The following is a 19,893-nucleotide window of genomic DNA, read 5'->3' as shown; positions in this document are numbered from 1 at the left end:
GACTTTCTATGAATAGCAATAGATAGTTAAGGGGATTGATCCACTCTCAAGCCGAACTTTTATTAACATTTTACCGGAACTGGCTGGGGTACCTGGATTCGAACCAGGGAATGCCGGTACCAAAAACCGGTGCCTTACCGCTTGGCTATACCCCAAAAAAACACGCTTTATAGCGACTCTTGCACCTTATAGCGATTCCTGTGATTGGACGCAATATCTGAAAATCAAAGACTTTACTTTTTTATCATAAATTTCTGAGTTTTGTATGGCATTGCCATCGATACAAATTCGTAGCAGAAACTGATATACAGTTGTTATTTTAATATAAGTAGGAACCATTTATCCATCAATTATTTTACTCTTTGTATTGATTTTCTAGGAACAGAAAATGAAAATCTTGCAGTTTACTCATGTATCTAATAAATTTGCATATGATTTACTTTTCTTGATATATTAAAATCTCATCTTGCTCAATTTAAGAAAAAAGCTGTCACCACATTGGCAACCGGTAAGTGTGTGATAGTGCTGCTGTGCTCTTGCATTAAGCATAAAGATGGTAATGTCCACTAATTTTTACATTATATTATTCATGGGTAGCACCATAAAATGAAATCAAGCACATTGAAAAATATTTCCTAAAAATAACACTTAATATTCTGTTGAAAACATTATGATACACCAATAAACTGGAAAAGTTTTGCAAAAATTAAAAACATTTTATATGGTATTTGAAAAAATAGAGATACCAAAACAAGGAATAATCGCTATTTCCATTTACTTTTTATTCAAAAGATAATGATATTTATTACCCGCTCATAGATGTAAAAAAATCTTCAGAAGCAATCTTTATGTAGACCAATACCCTTTTTGATTGATGAATATACATTTCCTAAAAGCTTCTTTTACAAAAAGACAGACATTAAAACTAATTTCATACAAACTAGGTATTCAACATTTGCTTTTAAATGCGGTAAATGGCAAATTAGGCTTATGAAATAAGCTTAACAATTAGAATCGAGGAGATTTTTAAATGGCTTTTGAATTGCCCCCTTTGCCTTATGATTACGATGCCCTTTCGCCTTATATGTCACGCGAAACGCTTGAATATCATCATGATAAGCATCACCTTGCTTATCTTACCAACACCAATAATTTTGTGAAAGAGTTAGGCTTAGAAAATGAAAGCCTTGAAGATATTGTTAAAAAAAGTTTTGGAAAAAATATTGGTTTGTTTAATAATGCAGCGCAGTATTACAATCATAACCACTTTTGGCTTTGGATGAAAAAAAATGGTGGTGGCCAAAAACTTCCTGAAAAGTTAGCAAAAGCTATTGACGCTGATCTAGGTGGTTACGACAAATTCCGCGCTGATTTTATTGCTGCTGCTAGTGCCCAATTTGGTTCTGGATGGGCGTGGGTTGCTGTTAAAGATGGCAAGCTTGAAATTATGAAAACGCCTAATGGTGAAAATCCCTTAGTGCACAATGCTCGCCCTATTTTGGGTGTCGATGTGTGGGAACATTCCTATTACATTGATTATCGCAATGCTCGACCGAAGTACCTCGAATCCTTTGTAGACCATTTAATTAATTGGGACTATGTTTTGGAACTTTATGAAGAATGTGAATTTTAAACTGTCTCAATAATTTTTTAGTGTATGAAAGTCTCTATAATCCAATAAATTATCGGAGACTTTCATACAGAGATATTATGGATTAGCAAAAGTCTTTTCCTGCTATCTTTAGAATATATGCATAGATATAGGCAACTTCTTCTAGCTTTGAAAAACGTCCAGCTGCACCAGCGTGCCCTGAATCCATATTAATACGTAATAAAACTGCATTATCGTCTGTTTTTAGGTCTCGTAATTTTGCCACCCATTTTGCAGGCTCCCAGTAAGTTACACGAGGATCTGTTAATCCTGCCATCACAAGTATAGGGGGATAGTTTTGAGCTTTGATATTATCGTAAGGGGAATAGGAAGCAATAAGCTTATAATCTTCTTCTGATTCAAGAGGATTCCCCCATTCGGCCCATTCTGGAGGTGTGAGTGGCAATGAAGCATCTAACATTGTCGCTAAAACATCAACAAAAGGCACATTCGCTACGATCCCAGCAAAATCCTGTGGAGCTATATTGGCAATAGCTCCCATCAACATCCCCCCTGCTGAACCACCATGAGCAATCAGCCGGTCGTGAGAAGTAAATTTATTGTTTACAAGATAACGCCCACAAGCAATAAAATCTGTAAATGTATTGTGCTTAAAGAGATGTTTTCCTTTCTCATACCATTCTACTCCCTTTTCTTTTCCTCCGCGAATATGAGCAATGGCATAAATAAAACCTCTGTTCACTAGAGAAAGTACATTACTATTGAAACTGGCAGGAATAGAAATCCCATAAGCACCATAGCCGTAAAGCAGACAAGGCGCACCACCATCAAGGGGAGTGTTTTTGTGGTAAAAAAGTGAAATAGGAATCTTCTCACCATCGTCTGCTATTGCTGTAATACGTCGTGTTACATATGCATCTTTATTATGCCCAGAGGGAATTATTTGCGTTTTTAAAAGCATTCGTTTACAATTTTTCATCTCATAATCAAACACTTGATCAGGTGTTGTCATAGACGAATAGGAAAAACGAATAGTTGGACTGTTATATTCTGCAACTCCTTGCAGACCTAAAGAATAAGCCTCTTCAGTAAAAGCGATGGAATTAACTTGTTTAGTGGTACGTTCCATTACTTTTATACGTGGAAGCCCCTCAAAACGTTCGATCCAGACAAGAAAATCTTGATAAGCATCATGGGATAATATTAGGCACCCAAGCTGATGTGGGATAAACTCAGACCAATTTTCTGATTGTGGAGATGTATATGGCGCTACCATAATTTTGAAATCTTTTGCATTATCTAAATTGGTTAGAATATAAAAGACATCACCACCCTCTGTAAGTGAATATTCAATACCTTTTTGTCGTTTCCGTACACATTGGGGAACAGTAAAAGGCGCCTCAGCAGGAATTAACCAGATCTCGGATGTTTCATGATCATGAATATTAATATAAATAACATCATTAAGCTTAGAACCGCTTACATCTAAGAAAAAACCTGGATTGTCTTCACGAAAAATAAGCTTATCTTGTGATTGATCTGTGTTTAATTGGTGATAATAGAGCTCTGAAGGTCGGTGGTTTTTATCCATCTTAGTATAGAAAAAACCTTCAGACCTAGCATCCCATACAATTTGACCAGATGTATCAGTAATTGTGTCCGTACAGTCAGACAATGTCTCAAAATTACGAATTTTAGCTGTATAGAACTCTGATCCTTTGTCATCATAGGTCCATACCACATGTGTATGGTCAGGAGATTCTTGAACTGAACCAAATTTAAAATATTCTTTGCCTTCTGCCAAGACATCACCATTAAGGTACACGTTTTTTTCTCCGCCATTCCTTGGTGTCCGAAAATAATGTGGTTGTTGGCCTCCGGTAACATAAGAGAATCCGTAAGCAAAAGGACCATGTTTTATAGGAACAGAACTATCATTCTCTTGGATCCTGTTTTTCATTTCGGTAAAAAGCAAATCTCGTAATGGTTTTGTATCAGCCATTTGAGCTGATTGATAAGCATTTTCTTTTTCAAGATAATGTCGAATATTGGGATCAAGACAGTTAGGATCTTTAAAAACATCTTGCCAGTTAGACGCACGTAGCCAATGATAGGGATCATCACGAAAAATACCATGATATATTTCCTTATGAGTGATTCTAGATGCTTTGGGAGGAATTGCAAAAGTGCGAGTCATACACAATCCTATATTAAAATATGTTAATAGCTTCGTTTATATGTTAGAATCACAATGATTGATGCAAGTGTAAAAACCTATAAGTTCTATTCACTTGCAAAAATAGCACCATGATAATTTTTAAAACTAATACCTTTCTGTTCATTACATATCACAGCTATTGTTTTCTAGGGATATAACACCACTTTTATAATGAAAGTGACTGGTAAAACAATTAAACTATTAGAAAAAGAATTGATTTTTTTTGAAACAGTATAATCGCATAATTTTACAGAAAGGAATAAATATATCTAAAATATTATTATTACTGTATAAAAAATAAAAATGTCATATCTCCTTTTAATGAATAGTTTTATATTATAAATAATACTATTATGTCATAATTATAATATATCATGTTTTTTATTATTAAATTTTATAAATATAAATAATAAAAACAAATTTAAAACTTATTAAACATAAACTTACTAAACTATAAGTATTCAAAACAAAATATAATAATTTATATATTATATTTTTATAATTAGTAATTTTATTTTTACGTTCTCAAAAAAAATAAATAAATTTTATCATATATTTTTTTATATTTGTGATGTATTATATATTATGTATGATATGTTATAGGGTAAAAATATATTTTAGCATGTAATAATTTCGTTTTTCTTATTGTATATTATGACAAAAAATAGGTATTTATTTGATTTTTTTGTGTTTTGGCAATTTTATAGAATAATTGAATTGACAAAAAAGATTTTTGTACAATATGAAACTCATGTGCATGAGATCTTTATATCATGAGTATATGCACTATATCTCGATTTTGAATTACTCAATTTTAAATTAAAGGAAACAAGAATGGAACATCGTGCAGTCTTAGAGACTGAAAGCAATTTAGTTATTACATTGGTTGCTGATATTGTTGCTGCCTACGTGAGTAATAATTCTATTCGACCGACTGAAGTGCCAAGTTTAATTGCTGATGTCCATGCTGCTTTTCGTAAAGCAGGGAATCTAGAGTTAACAGAAGTCGAAGTTGAAAAACAAAGGCCTGCCGTTAATCCGAAGCGTTCAGTATTTCCTGATTATCTCATTTGCCTTGAAGATGGAAAGAAGTTTAAATCTCTAAAGCGTCATCTCATGACACATTATGGAATGTTGCCAGAGGAATATCGTGAAAAATGGCAGTTAGATAGTTCTTACCCTATGGTGGCGCCTAATTATGCAAAAACACGATCGGCTTTGGCCAAAGAAATGGGGCTTGGACGCAAAAGCAAACGGAAAAAAACTAAATAATCTTATTTTGCGAAAAAATGGTTTCGTGCATAAAGTTGATTTTAGTATACATGTTTTGTGTGAAGCTTTTGTATATATAGCAATTTCTACCAAGGGGATTACATATAGCTTTCGTTACGAATCCGTTTAATCATTGATTTCAAACCATTTGATCGTTGTGGTGTAAGATTTTCATTTAAACCAAGTTTTTCAAAGAGCTCTTGAGCATCAGAATTGCGAATTTCAGAAGCTTTTTTGCCTGAATAAAAAGCAAGAAGTATGTAAATGAGTCCACGCACAATATGAGCATCGGAATCACCTTGAAACGTCAATATTGGATCTTTTGAGTTATTACGTGAAGATAGAAGCCACACTTGGCTAACACAACCAGGAACTTTGTGAGCATCGTTTCGAGCGCTTTCTGGAAAAGGTGGCAATTCATAGCCAAGCTCGATGACATAACGATAACGATCTTCCCAATTATCCAAAAGCGAAAAGTTCTCTATAATATTACCGATTGTTTCCGCCATTATTTTAGTCCTGTTTCGTTTGAATAATCATTCTTGAATACACTTATAAAAAATAAATATTTATTCTTCCTAACATAAATAACACGAAGAACGTTAAAAATCCTTATTTCAAGATAACATTGCATGGTTTTGTAAGAACTCTTGTATTTCGATTTTGTAAGAAACATTAGGGGAAGTCTCTGATATCATTTTTGTTTCCTAATATGTTCCCTAAATATTCATAAGCAGCTCTTGCACCGTAATATGCGCGCTCACCAAGTGAACTTAAAAAGGATTTTCCTACTTTGCAGGTTTTTATATTACGGTCACAAAATGCGCCTAAGTCATTTAAGGCTTCCTTAAAAGCAACAATCACATCGCTCGTTGTTGTCTCATTATTTTGGGGGCTAGAAGAATGGTTACTGCTTGGATCTGCTACAAAAAATGAAATAATGACAAAAATAAAAAATAAAAAAAATGATAATTTGATTAAAAAACGTATCATGGACAATCAATGTACCGCAGTGGTAAATACAATAAAAGGAGCATTTTATACACTGTTGCTTTATAAACAATTTATAAAATGTGTTTTTTATAAAATTGAGTATTCATGTATTGGATCTATATCATTGGCTTTTTTATAAATATGGCACAATTCCGCTGTATAAAATGGGATACATTGTCTATTCAGTAAAAAATAACATCAAAATTATACACTTACAAGCTGATCATGTTAATGAACATACTATGATAAAAAATGAGAAAGATAATCATGTTGTGTACATAATTATTTTAAATAATAGTCCACCATCTTAGCTTAGTTGAAAAGGCTAAAAAGAGTAAACTCTGTTATTCTGACTCTAGTGTCGATAAAATATTTATATTATCTATAAAATTTTTACTGAAATGTTATGAAAATGGTCAACCTGTCGATAAAAACATCAAAAAACAATTGCATCTCTTATGATTACATCTCAAGCCAGTTTTTTCTATAACATTGTAAACATCAATTTAATTAATACTTATGAAAATTATTTAATAGAAGGAATTTATACCAAAATATAATAATATTAAGAGATAATTATTATTATCAAACCGTTTATGGATAAGTAACCATCTATATGTAAATTATAAAGAATAGATAATGATTGTCATCTTTTTAGCGTTATAGGCAAATATTTTCAATTTTATTTTAAATAATAGGCAAACATATGCCCCAAAATGAAGAATAACGTGGCATTATTGTTTAGATAATTATATGTGATAATGTAGTTTGCAAACACCAAAATGATCTTGAATGCTAATCATTTTGTGCTCTCTTTATACACATTAAAGATTTGTATAAAATAAAATGAATAAACGTTGATAAGAACTCTTGTTGATTTATCAACTTATAAATTGATATAATGAAGCTGCTCATTCTAGGAGTTTGAAAGGAAAAATCAATAATGTCAATGCACTTCTCTCTGGCTGGAAGTAAAAACTGATTCATATTCGTTTCCTAATTTATATTTGTTTCTTTGTAAAAAATAAACGCAACTGAAAATAAAAGTAATGGCAACAAAACGAAAGACCTACCGAAAAAAAACTGTAAAACACCGTAAATACTATAGTAGTATTGTTATAACACTTCTTCTTATAATTTTTCATTTTATTTTTTGGAGTGCAAAAACTATTTATTTCTATACACGAAAAAATACTTTATTTTTTGTTGGATCTTTTCTTTTTAGCATTAGTTTTTTATTTATTTCATTTAATGCTTTATTTTCGCAAATGACAACGCATCAAAATATTTTAACTCAAATGAAATTTTCCTCTGTTCAAAGTATAGGTAAGAGCTCTACTTTATCGGAAAAAGAAGAAAAATCACAAAAACTCTCCCGTGTAACTTCTGTACATTCTCAAAGTCATAAGTACACAAATTCACCTTTACCCTCTCAATCAGCAAGCATGCTGGAAAAGCAAAAAGAACTAGCAAAATTAGGACTTTATGATGGACCATTAGATGGACTGGAAGGACCTAAAACACGCCGAGCCATCACTTTATGGAAACAGCAAACTGCTCAGAGAATGCAAAAGAATGTTCTATCTAATCCCGCAGCAGATGAAATCGCGATATTAATTAAGCAAAGCGAAATAGAAACAAACAATACAAAAAATATGACACACTTAAAAGAAGCTATTTTAGAGCCTTCTGTTGAAGATATTATACAAGTGCAAAAAGCTTTACATATTTTTGGGAATGAGGAGGTTATTGTCACAGGAATAGAAGATCAAAAGACGATAGAAGCCTTAAAACAGTTTCAAAAAATATTTGATCTTCCTGTAACAGGTAAAATTAATCACACAATTTTAATGAAAATGCGTGAAATTGGTTTATTAAATTGAAGCTAATCATAATAATCTCTTAATTTATAATGATAATTCATCTTTCGTTTGTTTAATGCTCCCCTCAAACATTCCTTCATCTCAAGCCCTCTTATTTTCAATCAATCAGAATGGTTTTCTTACACATTACATATTGAGCCGTATAATTTGCTTCAAAAAAACCACAACCGATTGCAGAAAAAAGAATATTGCAAAATAGCAAACGCGCTTGTTCTAGCATTTTTATTGCCTCTGATGATAAAAGGACACGAAATTTTTGTAGTATCACGTAAACCTTTCATATTATCGAACCACGAATTGTCCATATATTATCGTCAATTTGATCTTTATAAATATGATACAAAGAATTTGTGCAAACACCTGTAAGGATAAGTAGACGTAAAGCTAATTGTGTTATGGTTGTTGTTTTGCAAAGTGTCTGATAAAAAACCGGCACTTCTCTCTAATCTATTGCTGGAAAGTTATGTGTTTTATGACATTGTCTTCTTAAGAGAGCGTGTGCGTTTAGTATTGTCTATAAATCAACATCCAAACTTACCGCAGCAGTATGTTTGAAAAAAATGTTAAGACAGTTTAGTACTTCTCTCAGCTGTTATAGCTTTTATATGCCAAATGGAGGCAAGAATATTGCGCATCTCTGTTTGTATAATCTCTTAAAACAGGAAAACAGCCTAATTTGGGAAGAATATGAAATTTTAAGGTAAACACCATTTTTCATCTTTGCCATTTCCTTTTAATTCAGCTTTACGCCTTTCAAAGACATCTAAAGCAATATCTTTAAAATAACGGAAATTACCTATTGCCTCATGCTCTTACTTTATCACATGTCTTTTTGGTCTCACTCCCCCTCACCTAAAACAAAATGTCCCAAACGGAATATACTTGGATTGCCATTCACGGGCTTTCTTAAAAAACATCTCTAAAGCACCCAAAACCACTTTGCAACAACGCCCGTGAATAATAATAGCAGGCCCCCCCCCACAACAACTGCGCGACAGCGCACATCATCTTTACGCTTGTGAAGAAGCAAGCCAGCACCATTACACACTGTACCTACCTTCAATTTGTGATAGCTCTCACTTGAGACGTTTCATAAGAGGCATATCCTTGCTTTATTTTTTTACCTACAGACGCTCATCCCGCCTGTAACATACAAAAAACATGGTTTTGATTGATTCATTATAAAAGAAGTCGAAATAAGAAGATCTTATGATATTTACAGCTTTCCTTCAATATGAGAAATAAAAAATTATCTTTATAAATCAATAGATTGTGTAACTTTGATATTCCTTTATAAATGTAAAGATGGGAGTGCATAATGGAGTTTATAAATTTTGGGAAGATTTTTATAAACTTATGGGGAGTTTTACATAATCCCCATTCCACGAATATCAATGTGAAATGGGGCATCACTGAGAAATGTCTATCTCAAACAGCATGATGCACAAAAAAATGCATTTGTTTGCAGCATTCTACTTTGCGTGAGGAGCTCATTCCCCTATAAAAAAGCAAACGCGTAAATTGACTGCACAATAACACGTTTCTCTCTATCAAGAGGTTCGCCAATAAAAAGTGCATTAATAATACATCTTTGTCTATCCTGTGCTTTATATTTTCTCTCATAAACCTCTAAAAAAACACTTTCTCGCGTAACACAACTTATCGTGCATTTTAGAAGCATTTTTATTCCCTTTATTAAAGAAAATAAAAGAATATATAAAAATTTATTTCAGTAATAACGATACAACAAAAAATATTAACCCATTACATCCTTTTTGCTATTGCGGCCTGAGCTGCTGCTAAACGAGCAATTGGCACTCGAAAAGGAGAACACGAAACATAATCTAGGTTATTTTCTTCGCATAAAGCAATAGAGGCAGGATCGCCTCCATGTTCACCGCAAATTCCCAATTTTATTTTTGCACGCTTTGAGCGTCCACGCTGTGCAGCAATGGTAATAAGTTCCCCTACTCCATCACGGTCAATAGACACAAAAGGATCTTGCTCTAAAAGACCTTTTTGAAAATAGGTTGCCAAAAAAGGAGCTGCATCATCACGGGAAATCCCAAAAGTAGTTTGTGTCAAATCGTTTGTTCCAAATGAAAAAAATTCAGCAGTTTCAGCAATTTCATCTGCTCGAAGCGCCGCTCTTGGAAGTTCAATCATCGTCCCAACCATATATTGAATAGTGCTTCCCTTTTCTTTCATCACTTCCTCAGCAACCTGATCAATACGCGCTTTCACAAAATCGAGTTCAGATTTAAGCGCAACCAGTGGCACCATAATTTCAAGCATAACAGGAGATCCAGATTTTTGGGCAGCTTCTGCTGCTGCTTCAAAAATCGCCCGCGCTTGCATTTCTGCAATTTCAGGATAAGTAATAGCTAAACGGCATCCTCGTAATCCAAGCATAGGATTAAATTCGTGCAACTGCTGAGTGCGTTCAGCAAGCACTTCAGCAGAAACCCCCATAGCTGTTGCAACATCAAGAATTTCTGCTTTCGTTTTAGGCAAAAATTCATGTAATGGTGGATCTAGCAAGCGGATAGTAACAGGTAAACCACACATAATTTCAAATAATTCACTAAAATCTGAACGCTGCATTGGCAAAAGCTTATCTAGTGCTTTACGACGACCACTTTCATCATGACTTAAAATCATTTCACGCATGGCAACGATACGTTCATCAGAAAAAAACATATGCTCCGTACGGCAAAGACCTATACCTTCAGCCCCAAAAGAGCGCCCCATACGGGCATCAGATGGTGTATCAGCATTAGCGCGAACTCTTATACGTCGCATCCCATCAGCCCATTCCATTAATTTTGCAAAGTCTCCGCAAAGCTGAGGCTGTAACATTGCAACTTTCCCTTTGAAAATTTCTCCACTTCCACCATCAATTGTGATAACATCACCTTTTTTTAGGCTTTCTCCTGAGGCAAACAACGTATTTGTGTTATAATCAATCCGCACACTGCCAGCACCAGAAATACATGGTTTTCCCATCCCCCGCGCAACAACAGCAGCGTGACTTGTCATACCGCCACGCGTTGTTAAAATTCCTTCTGCAGCATGCATACCATGAATATCTTCTGGGCTTGTTTCTACCCGGACCAAAATAACTTTGCGACCTTCCGCCGACACAGTTTCTGCCTCTTCTGAAGTAAAAACAATTTCACCAGTTGCGGCTCCAGGAGAAGCAGGTAAACCACGTCCTATAACAAAACGTTCTGCTTTGGGATCAAGTGTTGGATGCAAAAGTTGGTCAAGCGACTTTGCATCAATACGCATCACAGCCTCTTCACGGTTTATTAACCCCTCCTCAACCATTTCAATTGCCATCTTGAGAGCCGCACGAGCCGTGCGTTTTCCTGAACGAGTCTGAAGCATCCATAATTTACCTTTTTCAATGGTAAATTCGAGATCTTGCATATCCCGATAATGCTGCTCAAGATTCTGCGCAATCTGACATAATTTCAAAAAAGCCTCAGGCATAATTTTTTCTAACGACGGTCTATTTGAACCAGCAACAATACGCGCATTTTCTGTAATATTTTGAGGTGTTCGAATGCCCGCCACAACATCTTCCCCTTGCGCATTAACTAAAAACTCACCATAAAGTTCTTTTTTCCCTGTCGATGGATTGCGTGTAAAAGCAACGCCCGTTGCCGAATCTTCTCCCATGTTACCAAAAACCATAGCTTGCACATTAACTGCCGTTCCCCAACTTTCAGGAATGCTATGTAAACGGCGATAAGTAACTGCACGTGCTGTCATCCAACTTGAAAAAACGGCTCCAATCGCCCCCCATAACTGTTGTTCAGGATCTTGTGGAAAAGGGGTTCCTAATTTTTCTTCAACATAGGCTTTATAAGAAATAATAACATTCTTCCAATCATCTGCTGTCATTTCTGTATCAATAGTGTAACCATTGCATGCTTTTACTTCATCAAGAATCTCTTCAAAATACGAATGGTCTAGCCCCAAAACAACATTAGAATACATTTGGATAAAACGCCGATAACTATCATAAGCAAAACGTTCATTATTGGCTTGTAAAGCAATTGCTTTTACAGTTTTATCATTCATGCCAAGGTTCAGCACTGTATCCATCATCCCTGGCATAGAAGCCCTAGCCCCTGAACGAACAGACAGCAAAAGTGGTCTTTGTTCATTCCCAAATTCACGTCCTGTTTGTTCAGCAACGTATCTTAGTGCTTGCTTAACAGATTCCTGTAGCTCTTCTGGATATGATTTGTCATGGGCATAATAAAAATTACAAACTTCTGTTGTCAGCGTAAATCCGGGTGGTACGGGCAAACCAAGATTACTCATTTCTGCCAAATTAGCCCCTTTACCTCCGAGAAGGTTACGCTCACTTGTACTTCCTTCTGCCTTTCCATCTCCAAAACTATAAACCCATTTTTTCACTGTACAAATCCTCCCATATCAGCTTCAAAACATCATTCAACCCAGGCTCACTTAAAAGCAATGATTTGATTCAAATTTGGCTCAACGATATCGCTTCATAAATGCATAATATTAATCCTTCCAAAAGAGATAATGACCAAAAGTATCACTATCCATCTTCTGGAAGATTAAGATTCAGTTTTTTAGAAAACTATCAATCACCGAAAAAAATTCTTCTACTTTCATGGCACCTTCATATTTACTACCATTAATAAAGAAAGTAGGTGTTGCTGTGACACCAAGCTCTTTACCGCGTTCAAAAGATGCATTTACTTCATCTAAAATGGACTGATTTTTCAAACACGCAGTAAAACTTTCATCTGTAAAACCAGCCATTAAGCCAATTTTCTTCAATGGTGTTAGAGCATTTTTTCCGAAAGCCCATTCATTTTGTTTTTGAAATAAAACTTCTATCAAAGGAAAATAGCGATCTTCCGGTGCACACCGTGCCAACATAAAACCTGCTGTTGCCCGAGGATCAAAAGCATATTCTCGGAAAATAAGTTTTACTTTTCCTGTTTTGATATATTTTTTACGAATTTGGGGAAGTATATCATTATAAAAATGCGCACAATGGGTACATGTCAACGAAGCATACTCAACAATGACGACTGATGCATCCGCCTCTCCCTCAAAGCGATCCTTTACTTTACCCGATTGGAGAAGCTCTGCCATATCAACAGTTGCCACTGATTTGGGATCACGCGCTAAAGCAACTGTTACACTGTTTTGTACAATCGTTATGAAGAGAAAAATTATCCCGAAAGATAAAAAAGAACGATATTTTACCATAAATAATACTTTTCTGTTGTTATTAACGAATAGGAATCCAATGCTTTCTCATATATTAAAGAAAAATATATAAAATATCTTTCTATTTATTATTTTTTTCCAAAAAAATGCAACAGCCAAGTTGGTAAAGTGCTTGGTGCAAACTTTTATCTTCAATTCCTTCAAGCATTTTTTCCACGTATTTTTTGTCTTGTTCACTCAAAGGCGGTTTTAGAGGCAAGTGATTCATAAAAACCGACATACTCCTTTGCTCAATCTTGATGTGATCAATAGCAATATAGCCAAAAAATCCGTTAATTCTATGAAGTAATTCCTCTGTTTCATGCATCAATTTTAACGCAGCAAATCCTTCACATGCGACAACAAGTGTTGCTGGCTGAAAAACTTCATCTTGATCTGCACGACGTTTCCAAATAATTTTAAGTGGCATTGTATGTTCACTGATATCATAGCCTGCAATCTGTGGCCAATGTTCTATAAGCGCTACATTAAGCCCTGTCCGTTTGCGTAAAACTGGATCAAGTATTTTGTATACCGCCTCAGAAAGAGAATAAAAGATACGTTTTTTAAGTTGTTTTCTCATTTTTAGATCATTGTTCAAGCGCTTACTAAATTAAAATCATTTGTTTCATCTAAAAATTGTTGCCTCCTCAATTTATGAAATATCAACAAAATAAAAAGCCTTTTCTCACCAGAGCCTTGACAATAAAAGAGCAAAAAACATGAATTACAAAATAAATAATTTTTTCTTTTGCATTTTATATCTCCCTATGCTTGAAAGCAATCATGTATGAAATTTCTTCGCACCTCCTTGCTTGGTACGATCAAAATCACAGACATCTTCCATGGCGGATTACCCCCGAAAAGCAAAAACAAGGTATCCGTCCTGATCCTTATCAAGTTTGGCTTTCTGAAATCATGCTTCAACAAACAACCGTTGAAACAGTTAAGCCTTATTTTAAAAAGTTTCTAAAACTATGGCCTGATCTTTCCTCTTTAGCAAAAGCCTCCCAAGATGATATCATGAAAGCATGGGCTGGACTTGGTTATTATTCACGCGCACGTAATCTTAAAAAATGTGCGCGACAGCTTGTTGAAAACTACGCGGGACAATTTCCACAATCTGTAAAAGAATTGCGAACTCTAGCCGGTATTGGAGATTATACTGCCGCAGCCATTGCTGCGATTGCTTTTAACCACCCTGTAGCAGTGGTTGATGGTAATGTCGAACGTGTGGTAGCGCGACTTTTTGCTATCACTTCAATACTGCAAAAAGCAAAAGTTGAAATTAAAGAAAAAACACAAAAAATTACTGCTTTAAATCGTCCTGGTGACTTTGCTCAAGCAATGATGGATTTGGGAGCAACAATTTGTACTCCACGCAAACCATCTTGTTATACCTGCCCTCTTCAATGTTTATGCAAAGCAGAAAAGATGCAACAACCGGAGTCTTTTCCAGTTAAAGCCCCTAAAAAAGAACGCCCTTCAAAAACAGGTATTGCTTTTGTGGTCCTTAATAAAAAGAAACAAATTTATTTGGAAAAACGACAGACGCAAAAGCTCCTTGGTGGAATGACCCAAATTCCTAACAATATTGGCATAAACAACGAAAATGGGCTACAAAACGCACCCTTTACTGCCAATTGGCAATTCAAAGGACAAATTACGCATGTTTTTACTCACTTTTCTCTAAAACTTGATGTTTACTATACCGAAGATGTTCATGAAATGAATTGTGAAAATGGTTGGTGGTGTAACATTCAACATCTTGCCGAAGAAGCATTACCTACTGTTATGAAAAAAGCCATTTCCGTAGCACTTCCCAATTCTTTTAGATTTAAATAACCTTCCCTATTCATAAAAATGTTTTCTAATGGAGACTTTTGTATCTCTAGTGATCATTTACTAATCTGTAAAAGAAAAATTTTAAAAAATGAAATAACCAATTTTTTCTACAGACAAAAATTAAGGAGGGATAGAAACGCTTAGAAGCTTTAGATTTAAATTTCAGGATCTATCCTTTTTTCGCTTATGACGGAGCAAGTTAGCACCATCGTTATATTTACCAGCCCCCTCAACATCCCTTGGTACGTGAAACGGATTATAAGAGGTACTTTTAGTTCTTTCGTTAACAATTTTTATTCACACGCCAACCCCGTTTATGACATGCAAGAAAGTAATTTTCATCGATTCAATATGGAACAAATTTGAAATAAGAAAACTTGACGATATTCCGAGGGCAATTCGATATGAGTTGCGCTAAATTATATTTATAATCAATATATTATATGCACTTTACAGATGTACGTATTCAAAAAAGCACTTAATTTTGAACTTCTGAATGAACCTTTTAATTCTGATATTTCATTTTTATAAGCTTATATTGAAATTTTACTGTTTTGGAACTAAAACGAGAACATAGAGTGAAAATTTCTCATTTTAATTTCTTCTAAAAGAAGCATAAAAATACTCGCTTGTCGCTTACAAGCGAGATTAGTGTGTCAATAAAAAACATCTAATAAAGGCATAAAACGCCCTCACGTCCATCTCAATCAAGATCAGGTACATTGGTGGTCAATAGAATGAAGCGATCAGCTTAGTTCATAAAACACCCGTTTTTAACATTTGTGAACGTATGATCATTCTTAAATGATCTATGGACTTCAACCGTCCATTTTCCTCATAATACCAAAAGGTCCAACCATTACAACTCTGCGAATCTTGAGCCTTTCTTCCCATTGCGTGAATTGAGCCCGCTTCACCACCATGCATAATCGTACCATCAGCTCTTACAATAGCAGATACTTGCTTCTTACGATCATACAGAACTTCTCCAGGATAGAGTAAACCTGCTTCAAGCAAACTGTTGAATGCTACGCGCGGTTCTGCTTTTTTTCTATCCAAAATCGCTAGTTCTGGTTGCGCTAAAGGTTGAACCGCCGCGATTCTCTCACATGCTGCATCGATGTAATCTTGCTCGCGTTCAATCCCAACAAAATCACGCCCTAAAAGCTTGGCAACAGCACCTGTTGTTCCCGAACCAAAAAACGGATCGAGAATAACATCACCAGGTTTACTAGAAGCCATAATAATACGCGCTAATAACGCTTGCGGTTTTTGTGTTGGATGTAATTTACGCCCCGAATCATCCTTTAAACGTTCAGCTCCAGTGCAGAGAGGGAAAAGCCAATCTGAACGCATTTGTAGATCTTCATTTGCCGCTTTTAAGGCATCATAATTAAATGTGTACTTTTTATCTTTTTGATCTCGCACGGCCCAAATAAGCGTCTCATGAGCATTTTGAAAACGGCGCCCTCGAAAATTAGGCATCGGATTATTCTTGCGCCAAATAATATCATTAAGCATCCAAAAACCTAAATCTTGTAATGCCGTCCCAACCCGAAAAATATTATGGTAAGATCCGATAACCCAAAGTGTTCCGTTGGGTTTTAATACACGACGACAAGCAAGCAACCATGCACGAGTAAAAGCATCATAAGCAGCAAAACTCTCAAACTGATCCCATGCATCATCAACCGCATCAACAAGCGAATGATCTGGACGGTATAAAGCTCCATCCAATTGCAAATTATAGGGTGGATCCGCAAAAATCATATCAACAGAATGTTTTGGAAGTTTTTCTAAAACGGAAACACAATCTCCTTTAAAAATTTTATTGCGCCATGGCATTTGTAAGGGAGTACGAAGGAAATCTTTTTGAAGCTGAATAACTGTCATGAAAAACCCAACAAAATTAACTGAATTTGCCCTATAATCAACCAAAATAGTTTATAGGCCCGCATTACCAATCTATATTTACAAAATAGCGTAAACGTATCGTTAAAGTTCTACAAAATTGATAATTGTTTTTGTTTTTTTAGTAAAAAAACTTTCATATGAATGAAACCTTAATTTTCTTTTTTTCAATGTACTGTTTCCATATCTTTTATTTCGTAAAAGAATTAAGAATCATTTTCAAAGCGTATTTTTATGAAATAAGATCTTCTCAATATCGTTTTCATGAAAGTTGTCCATCTCGTAACATGTAAAGGAATATCTTATGCCTCAGATAGATCTTATTATTTTTGATTGTGACGGAGTTCTCGTCGATTCTGAATATCTTGCAGCAAAAATTGGATCTCAATTGCTCAAACAAACAGGATATGAAATATCACCCGAAGAATTGAGTGAGCGTTTTGCAGGGCTTATCTTTCGCGATATTCTTAAACACGTTGAACAGGAAACAGAAAAACCTATTTCTGCTCATCTCATAGATCAAATGACTAATATTTTTCGTACACAAATAAAAACTAAATTACGGGCTATTGATGATGTAAGAGAAGCTGTAGAAATTATCCAAACACGCTATCCCTACTGTATCTGCTCTAATGCAAAAAGCGTAGATATAAAAGAGATGCTCACCACGGTTGACCTCTATGACCTTTTTGAAGGTAAAATATTTTCAGCACCTGAAGTTGGAACAAAAAGAACGAAACCGGCCCCTGATGTTTTTCTTTTTGCCGCACAACAATTACAGGCAGAGCCCCAAAACACTATCGTTATAGAAGATTCACTTCATGGTGTACACGCAGCCATAGCAGCAGGCATGCGTGTCATCGGCTTTACGGGAGGATCACATAGCTATCTTGGCCACTCTAATGCACTTGCAGAAGCTGGTGCAGAAACAGTTATTGCAAAACATGCTCATTTAGGAGAAGTCTTAGAAGCAATGGCAGTATGGCGAGATCTATTATAAAAAATCTCTTGAATATATCAATTTGTAAACTATTGTAAGAAGTATTTTTATTCAAATGTCCTTCTCTTCTCGCTGCTCCTTTTATAATAACTTCAATAAATGCGTAATTCACGACACGGGTGAATTGCATCTCAATGTGAAGGAAAAATATAGCACCTCATTGAGATCATAAGTCAGTTAACCATTGTACGTGCTTTTAAAAAAGCAAAAAACAGGGGTACAAACTCATAAAAATTAAACCCTGCTTATCTATCTCAAATCCGATATCCCACTCCCAACCACAGCAGCCTATCCTGATAAATTATTATATTTGTCAAACAAAGGAATATTACGATGCCTTGCTCGATAAGATGTGAAAATTGATAACCTCTTTCATCTGATCAAAAAAATCACACACTATGGTAAAATTGTAGGGGATGCGCATATTGATCATGGAAAACAATATTAAAATTCACGTATTCTATAGAATACAAGACTTTATTGAAAATGACAAATGCGTCCTTGTTGAGTTACAAAGGCTTATATTTACTCAATCCAAATCTCATAAACTTGTTGAAGGCTTATTTACTTTGCTGCTTAAATAGTATTTTAACAGCATCAATTGGTACAACCTCCCTAAGATTACAAAAAACAAAAAGAATACACTCTTATGAAGATGTACCTTTTATCAAAAACATTTCATACCAAGTAATTTACAGACAAAATATTGATTTATAATCATAATTTATCATTATTCAAATTAAGCAAAAAAACCGAATATTGTAAAATTCTCTCATTTCAAATCTGGATATGTTGAATTAAATAAATAAAGAAATAAAAATGCCTTTTAATGAATCATCTTAAAAGGCAAAAATTGTAGCAACATTAGGAGCGAGAAAAGTGTATGCCAATACCATCTTTCTTCTTTATAAACGTCAAAAATTCTGATGCCCTAAGAATTTTATATTATGGGGGCTTTATCATCATATCTATCATTGCAAAATAGGCTTGAGTACCTTGAAAACGGTTTCTTTAAAAAAGCACATAAATATGAAACATATAATCATGTTAAACAAGCGACAGAGATACCAATAGTTGCTTAAAATTTTCCGAAAGCATTTAATATACTTTTTAAATAAGCAATGAAATCAGATCTTTTCAAAAGTAATCCACTTTCTAAAAATAAAAGCGGCTTTTCAGTTTGGAAAAAAGAAAGTGTTGAAAATATTATCTAATGCTGATCTTTCGGCACTCATAAATATGTCTAAATTATATTCTTCTATACACTGCCTTGCATCATAGTAATATGCCGTTCACATTAGCGATAAAAAGATAATATCATTTATCTCTATCCAATTCGAGCTCTACTTTACACTATGAGAAAATTGTACATTTTTTAGTATCTATAACATATTATTATCTATAAGATAAATGTATATATTTAATAGTAAATTAAGAAGTATTATTCTGCTATCACAATGCAATTAAATAACCATTGAATAATAACTTAAATAATATCTATATAACACACATTATACAATAATGACTATCTATAATAAATACTATAAATAATAAAATTTTATCGTATCCATTCATATTTTAATTGTTAATAATATTTTTATAACTAAATCATAATTTTCATGTTTTCTATTATACTATCGATAATAAATAAATTTTTATATATTAAATATGTAAAAATTTTGATCAATTTTATTATCTATTAATGTATTTAAAAAATATATTAATATCGTTTTATAAAAATTATACGATAACCATATGCTGTTTTATATATAACACATAATAAAATATTCTATAAAGTTTTTAAAAATATAATTTGTAATTATTACTGTTACTTTTTTACAATAATGTTTGTAAAAAAATTATAGGTATATTTTTATATGTATTTTTATTATTGACT

The 19,893-nt window shown here is 34.1% G+C and carries 11 protein-coding genes, 1 tRNA gene and 1 pseudogene; 5 read left to right on the top strand and 8 right to left on the bottom strand.

The window, feature by feature from the left end; genetic code table 11:
* Window positions 1–80: 80 nt before the first annotated feature.
* Window positions 81–155, bottom strand: a tRNA-Gln gene (locus tag ACFIQC_RS01495).
* Window positions 156–1,030: 875 nt separating this feature from the next.
* Here ACFIQC_RS01495 and ACFIQC_RS01490 point away from each other — a divergent pair.
* Entirely contained in the window at window positions 1,031–1,633 is a 603-nt protein-coding gene (locus tag ACFIQC_RS01490) for a superoxide dismutase (protein ID WP_375613008.1), read from the top strand.
* 82 nt (window positions 1,634–1,715) lie between these two features.
* Here the strand turns inward: ACFIQC_RS01490 and ACFIQC_RS01485 are convergent, their stop codons facing one another.
* The gene (locus ACFIQC_RS01485) at window positions 1,716–3,809 is read right to left on the bottom strand and encodes a S9 family peptidase (RefSeq protein WP_375706640.1); all 2,094 of its coding nucleotides are present in this window, start codon (window positions 3,807–3,809) and stop codon (window positions 1,716–1,718) included.
* An 855-nt stretch (window positions 3,810–4,664) separates the two neighbouring features.
* Between ACFIQC_RS01485 and ACFIQC_RS01480 the strand changes: the two genes are divergently transcribed.
* Entirely contained in the window at window positions 4,665–5,102 is a 438-nt protein-coding gene (locus ACFIQC_RS01480; protein ID WP_012754848.1) for a MucR family transcriptional regulator, read from the top strand.
* Between the two features lie 98 nt (window positions 5,103–5,200).
* Here ACFIQC_RS01480 and ACFIQC_RS01475 read toward each other — a convergent pair whose 3' ends face one another.
* Both ACFIQC_RS01475 and ACFIQC_RS01470 read right to left on the bottom strand, forming a co-directional pair.
* On the bottom strand, window positions 5,201–5,611 hold the full coding sequence (locus tag ACFIQC_RS01475; protein WP_375611146.1) for a SufE family protein: 411 nt from the start codon (window positions 5,609–5,611) through the stop codon (window positions 5,201–5,203).
* Window positions 5,612–5,719: 108 nt separating this feature from the next.
* Window positions 5,720–6,095: pseudogene (locus tag ACFIQC_RS01470) on the bottom strand (DUF5330 domain-containing protein).
* Window positions 6,096–7,144: 1,049 nt separating this feature from the next.
* Here ACFIQC_RS01470 and ACFIQC_RS01465 point away from each other — a divergent pair.
* Entirely contained in the window at window positions 7,145–7,978 is an 834-nt protein-coding gene (locus ACFIQC_RS01465; protein ID WP_375629484.1) for a peptidoglycan-binding domain-containing protein, read from the top strand.
* A gap of 1,764 nt (window positions 7,979–9,742) precedes the next feature.
* Here ACFIQC_RS01465 and ppdK read toward each other — a convergent pair.
* The 3 genes from ppdK to ACFIQC_RS01450 all read right to left on the bottom strand — a co-directional run bounded on the left by ppdK (window position 9,743) and on the right by ACFIQC_RS01450 (window position 13,823).
* Window positions 9,743–12,409, bottom strand: coding sequence for a pyruvate, phosphate dikinase (gene ppdK / locus ACFIQC_RS01460; protein ID WP_375706639.1), 2,667 nt, complete (start codon window positions 12,407–12,409; stop codon window positions 9,743–9,745).
* 174 nt (window positions 12,410–12,583) lie between these two features.
* Window positions 12,584–13,240, bottom strand: coding sequence for a DsbA family protein (locus tag ACFIQC_RS01455; RefSeq protein WP_375706638.1), 657 nt, complete (start codon window positions 13,238–13,240; stop codon window positions 12,584–12,586).
* Window positions 13,241–13,322: 82 nt separating this feature from the next.
* On the bottom strand, window positions 13,323–13,823 hold the full coding sequence (locus ACFIQC_RS01450; RefSeq protein WP_375706637.1) for a DUF721 domain-containing protein: 501 nt from the start codon (window positions 13,821–13,823) through the stop codon (window positions 13,323–13,325).
* 203 nt (window positions 13,824–14,026) lie between these two features.
* Between ACFIQC_RS01450 and mutY the strand changes: the two genes are divergently transcribed.
* Entirely contained in the window at window positions 14,027–15,085 is a 1,059-nt protein-coding gene (gene mutY / locus ACFIQC_RS01445) for an A/G-specific adenine glycosylase (RefSeq protein ID WP_375620664.1), read from the top strand.
* 756 nt (window positions 15,086–15,841) lie between these two features.
* Here the strand turns inward: mutY and ACFIQC_RS01440 are convergent.
* A complete protein-coding gene (locus ACFIQC_RS01440; protein ID WP_375613050.1) occupies window positions 15,842–16,930 on the bottom strand; it encodes a site-specific DNA-methyltransferase in 1,089 nt (362 codons plus the stop codon).
* A 370-nt stretch (window positions 16,931–17,300) separates the two neighbouring features.
* Between ACFIQC_RS01440 and ACFIQC_RS01435 the strand changes: the two genes are divergently transcribed.
* Window positions 17,301–17,996, top strand: a complete 696-nt coding sequence (locus tag ACFIQC_RS01435) for an HAD family hydrolase (RefSeq protein ID WP_375620663.1) — start codon at window positions 17,301–17,303, stop codon at window positions 17,994–17,996.
* Window positions 17,997–19,893 lie beyond the last annotated feature (1,897 nt).

This window comes from Bartonella sp. AA126HLJHH, assembly GCF_042197425.1.
In the GTDB taxonomy this organism is placed as follows: Bacteria; Pseudomonadota; Alphaproteobacteria; order Rhizobiales; family Rhizobiaceae; genus Bartonella.
This window is presented reverse-complemented; position numbering and strand designations above follow the sequence as displayed.

Bases quoted from the DNA above. Each gene is read 5' to 3' on its own strand.
- ACFIQC_RS01490 (WP_375613008.1), top strand. From the start codon at position 1,031: ATGGCTTTTGAATTGCCCCCTTTGCCTTATGATTACGATGCCCTTTCG.
- ACFIQC_RS01485 (WP_375706640.1), bottom strand. From the start codon at position 3,809: ATGACTCGCACTTTTGCAATTCCTCCCAAAGCATCTAGAATCACTCAT.
- ACFIQC_RS01480 (WP_012754848.1), top strand. From the start codon at position 4,665: ATGGAACATCGTGCAGTCTTAGAGACTGAAAGCAATTTAGTTATTACA.
- ACFIQC_RS01475 (WP_375611146.1), bottom strand. From the start codon at position 5,611: ATGGCGGAAACAATCGGTAATATTATAGAGAACTTTTCGCTTTTGGAT.
- ACFIQC_RS01465 (WP_375629484.1), top strand. From the start codon at position 7,145: ATGGCAACAAAACGAAAGACCTACCGAAAAAAAACTGTAAAACACCGT.
- ACFIQC_RS01455 (WP_375706638.1), bottom strand. From the start codon at position 13,240: ATGGTAAAATATCGTTCTTTTTTATCTTTCGGGATAATTTTTCTCTTC.
- ACFIQC_RS01450 (WP_375706637.1), bottom strand. From the start codon at position 13,823: ATGAGAAAACAACTTAAAAAACGTATCTTTTATTCTCTTTCTGAGGCG.
- mutY (WP_375620664.1), top strand. From the start codon at position 14,027: ATGTATGAAATTTCTTCGCACCTCCTTGCTTGGTACGATCAAAATCAC.
- ACFIQC_RS01440 (WP_375613050.1), bottom strand. From the start codon at position 16,930: ATGCCATGGCGCAATAAAATTTTTAAAGGAGATTGTGTTTCCGTTTTA.
- ACFIQC_RS01435 (WP_375620663.1), top strand. From the start codon at position 17,301: ATGCCTCAGATAGATCTTATTATTTTTGATTGTGACGGAGTTCTCGTC.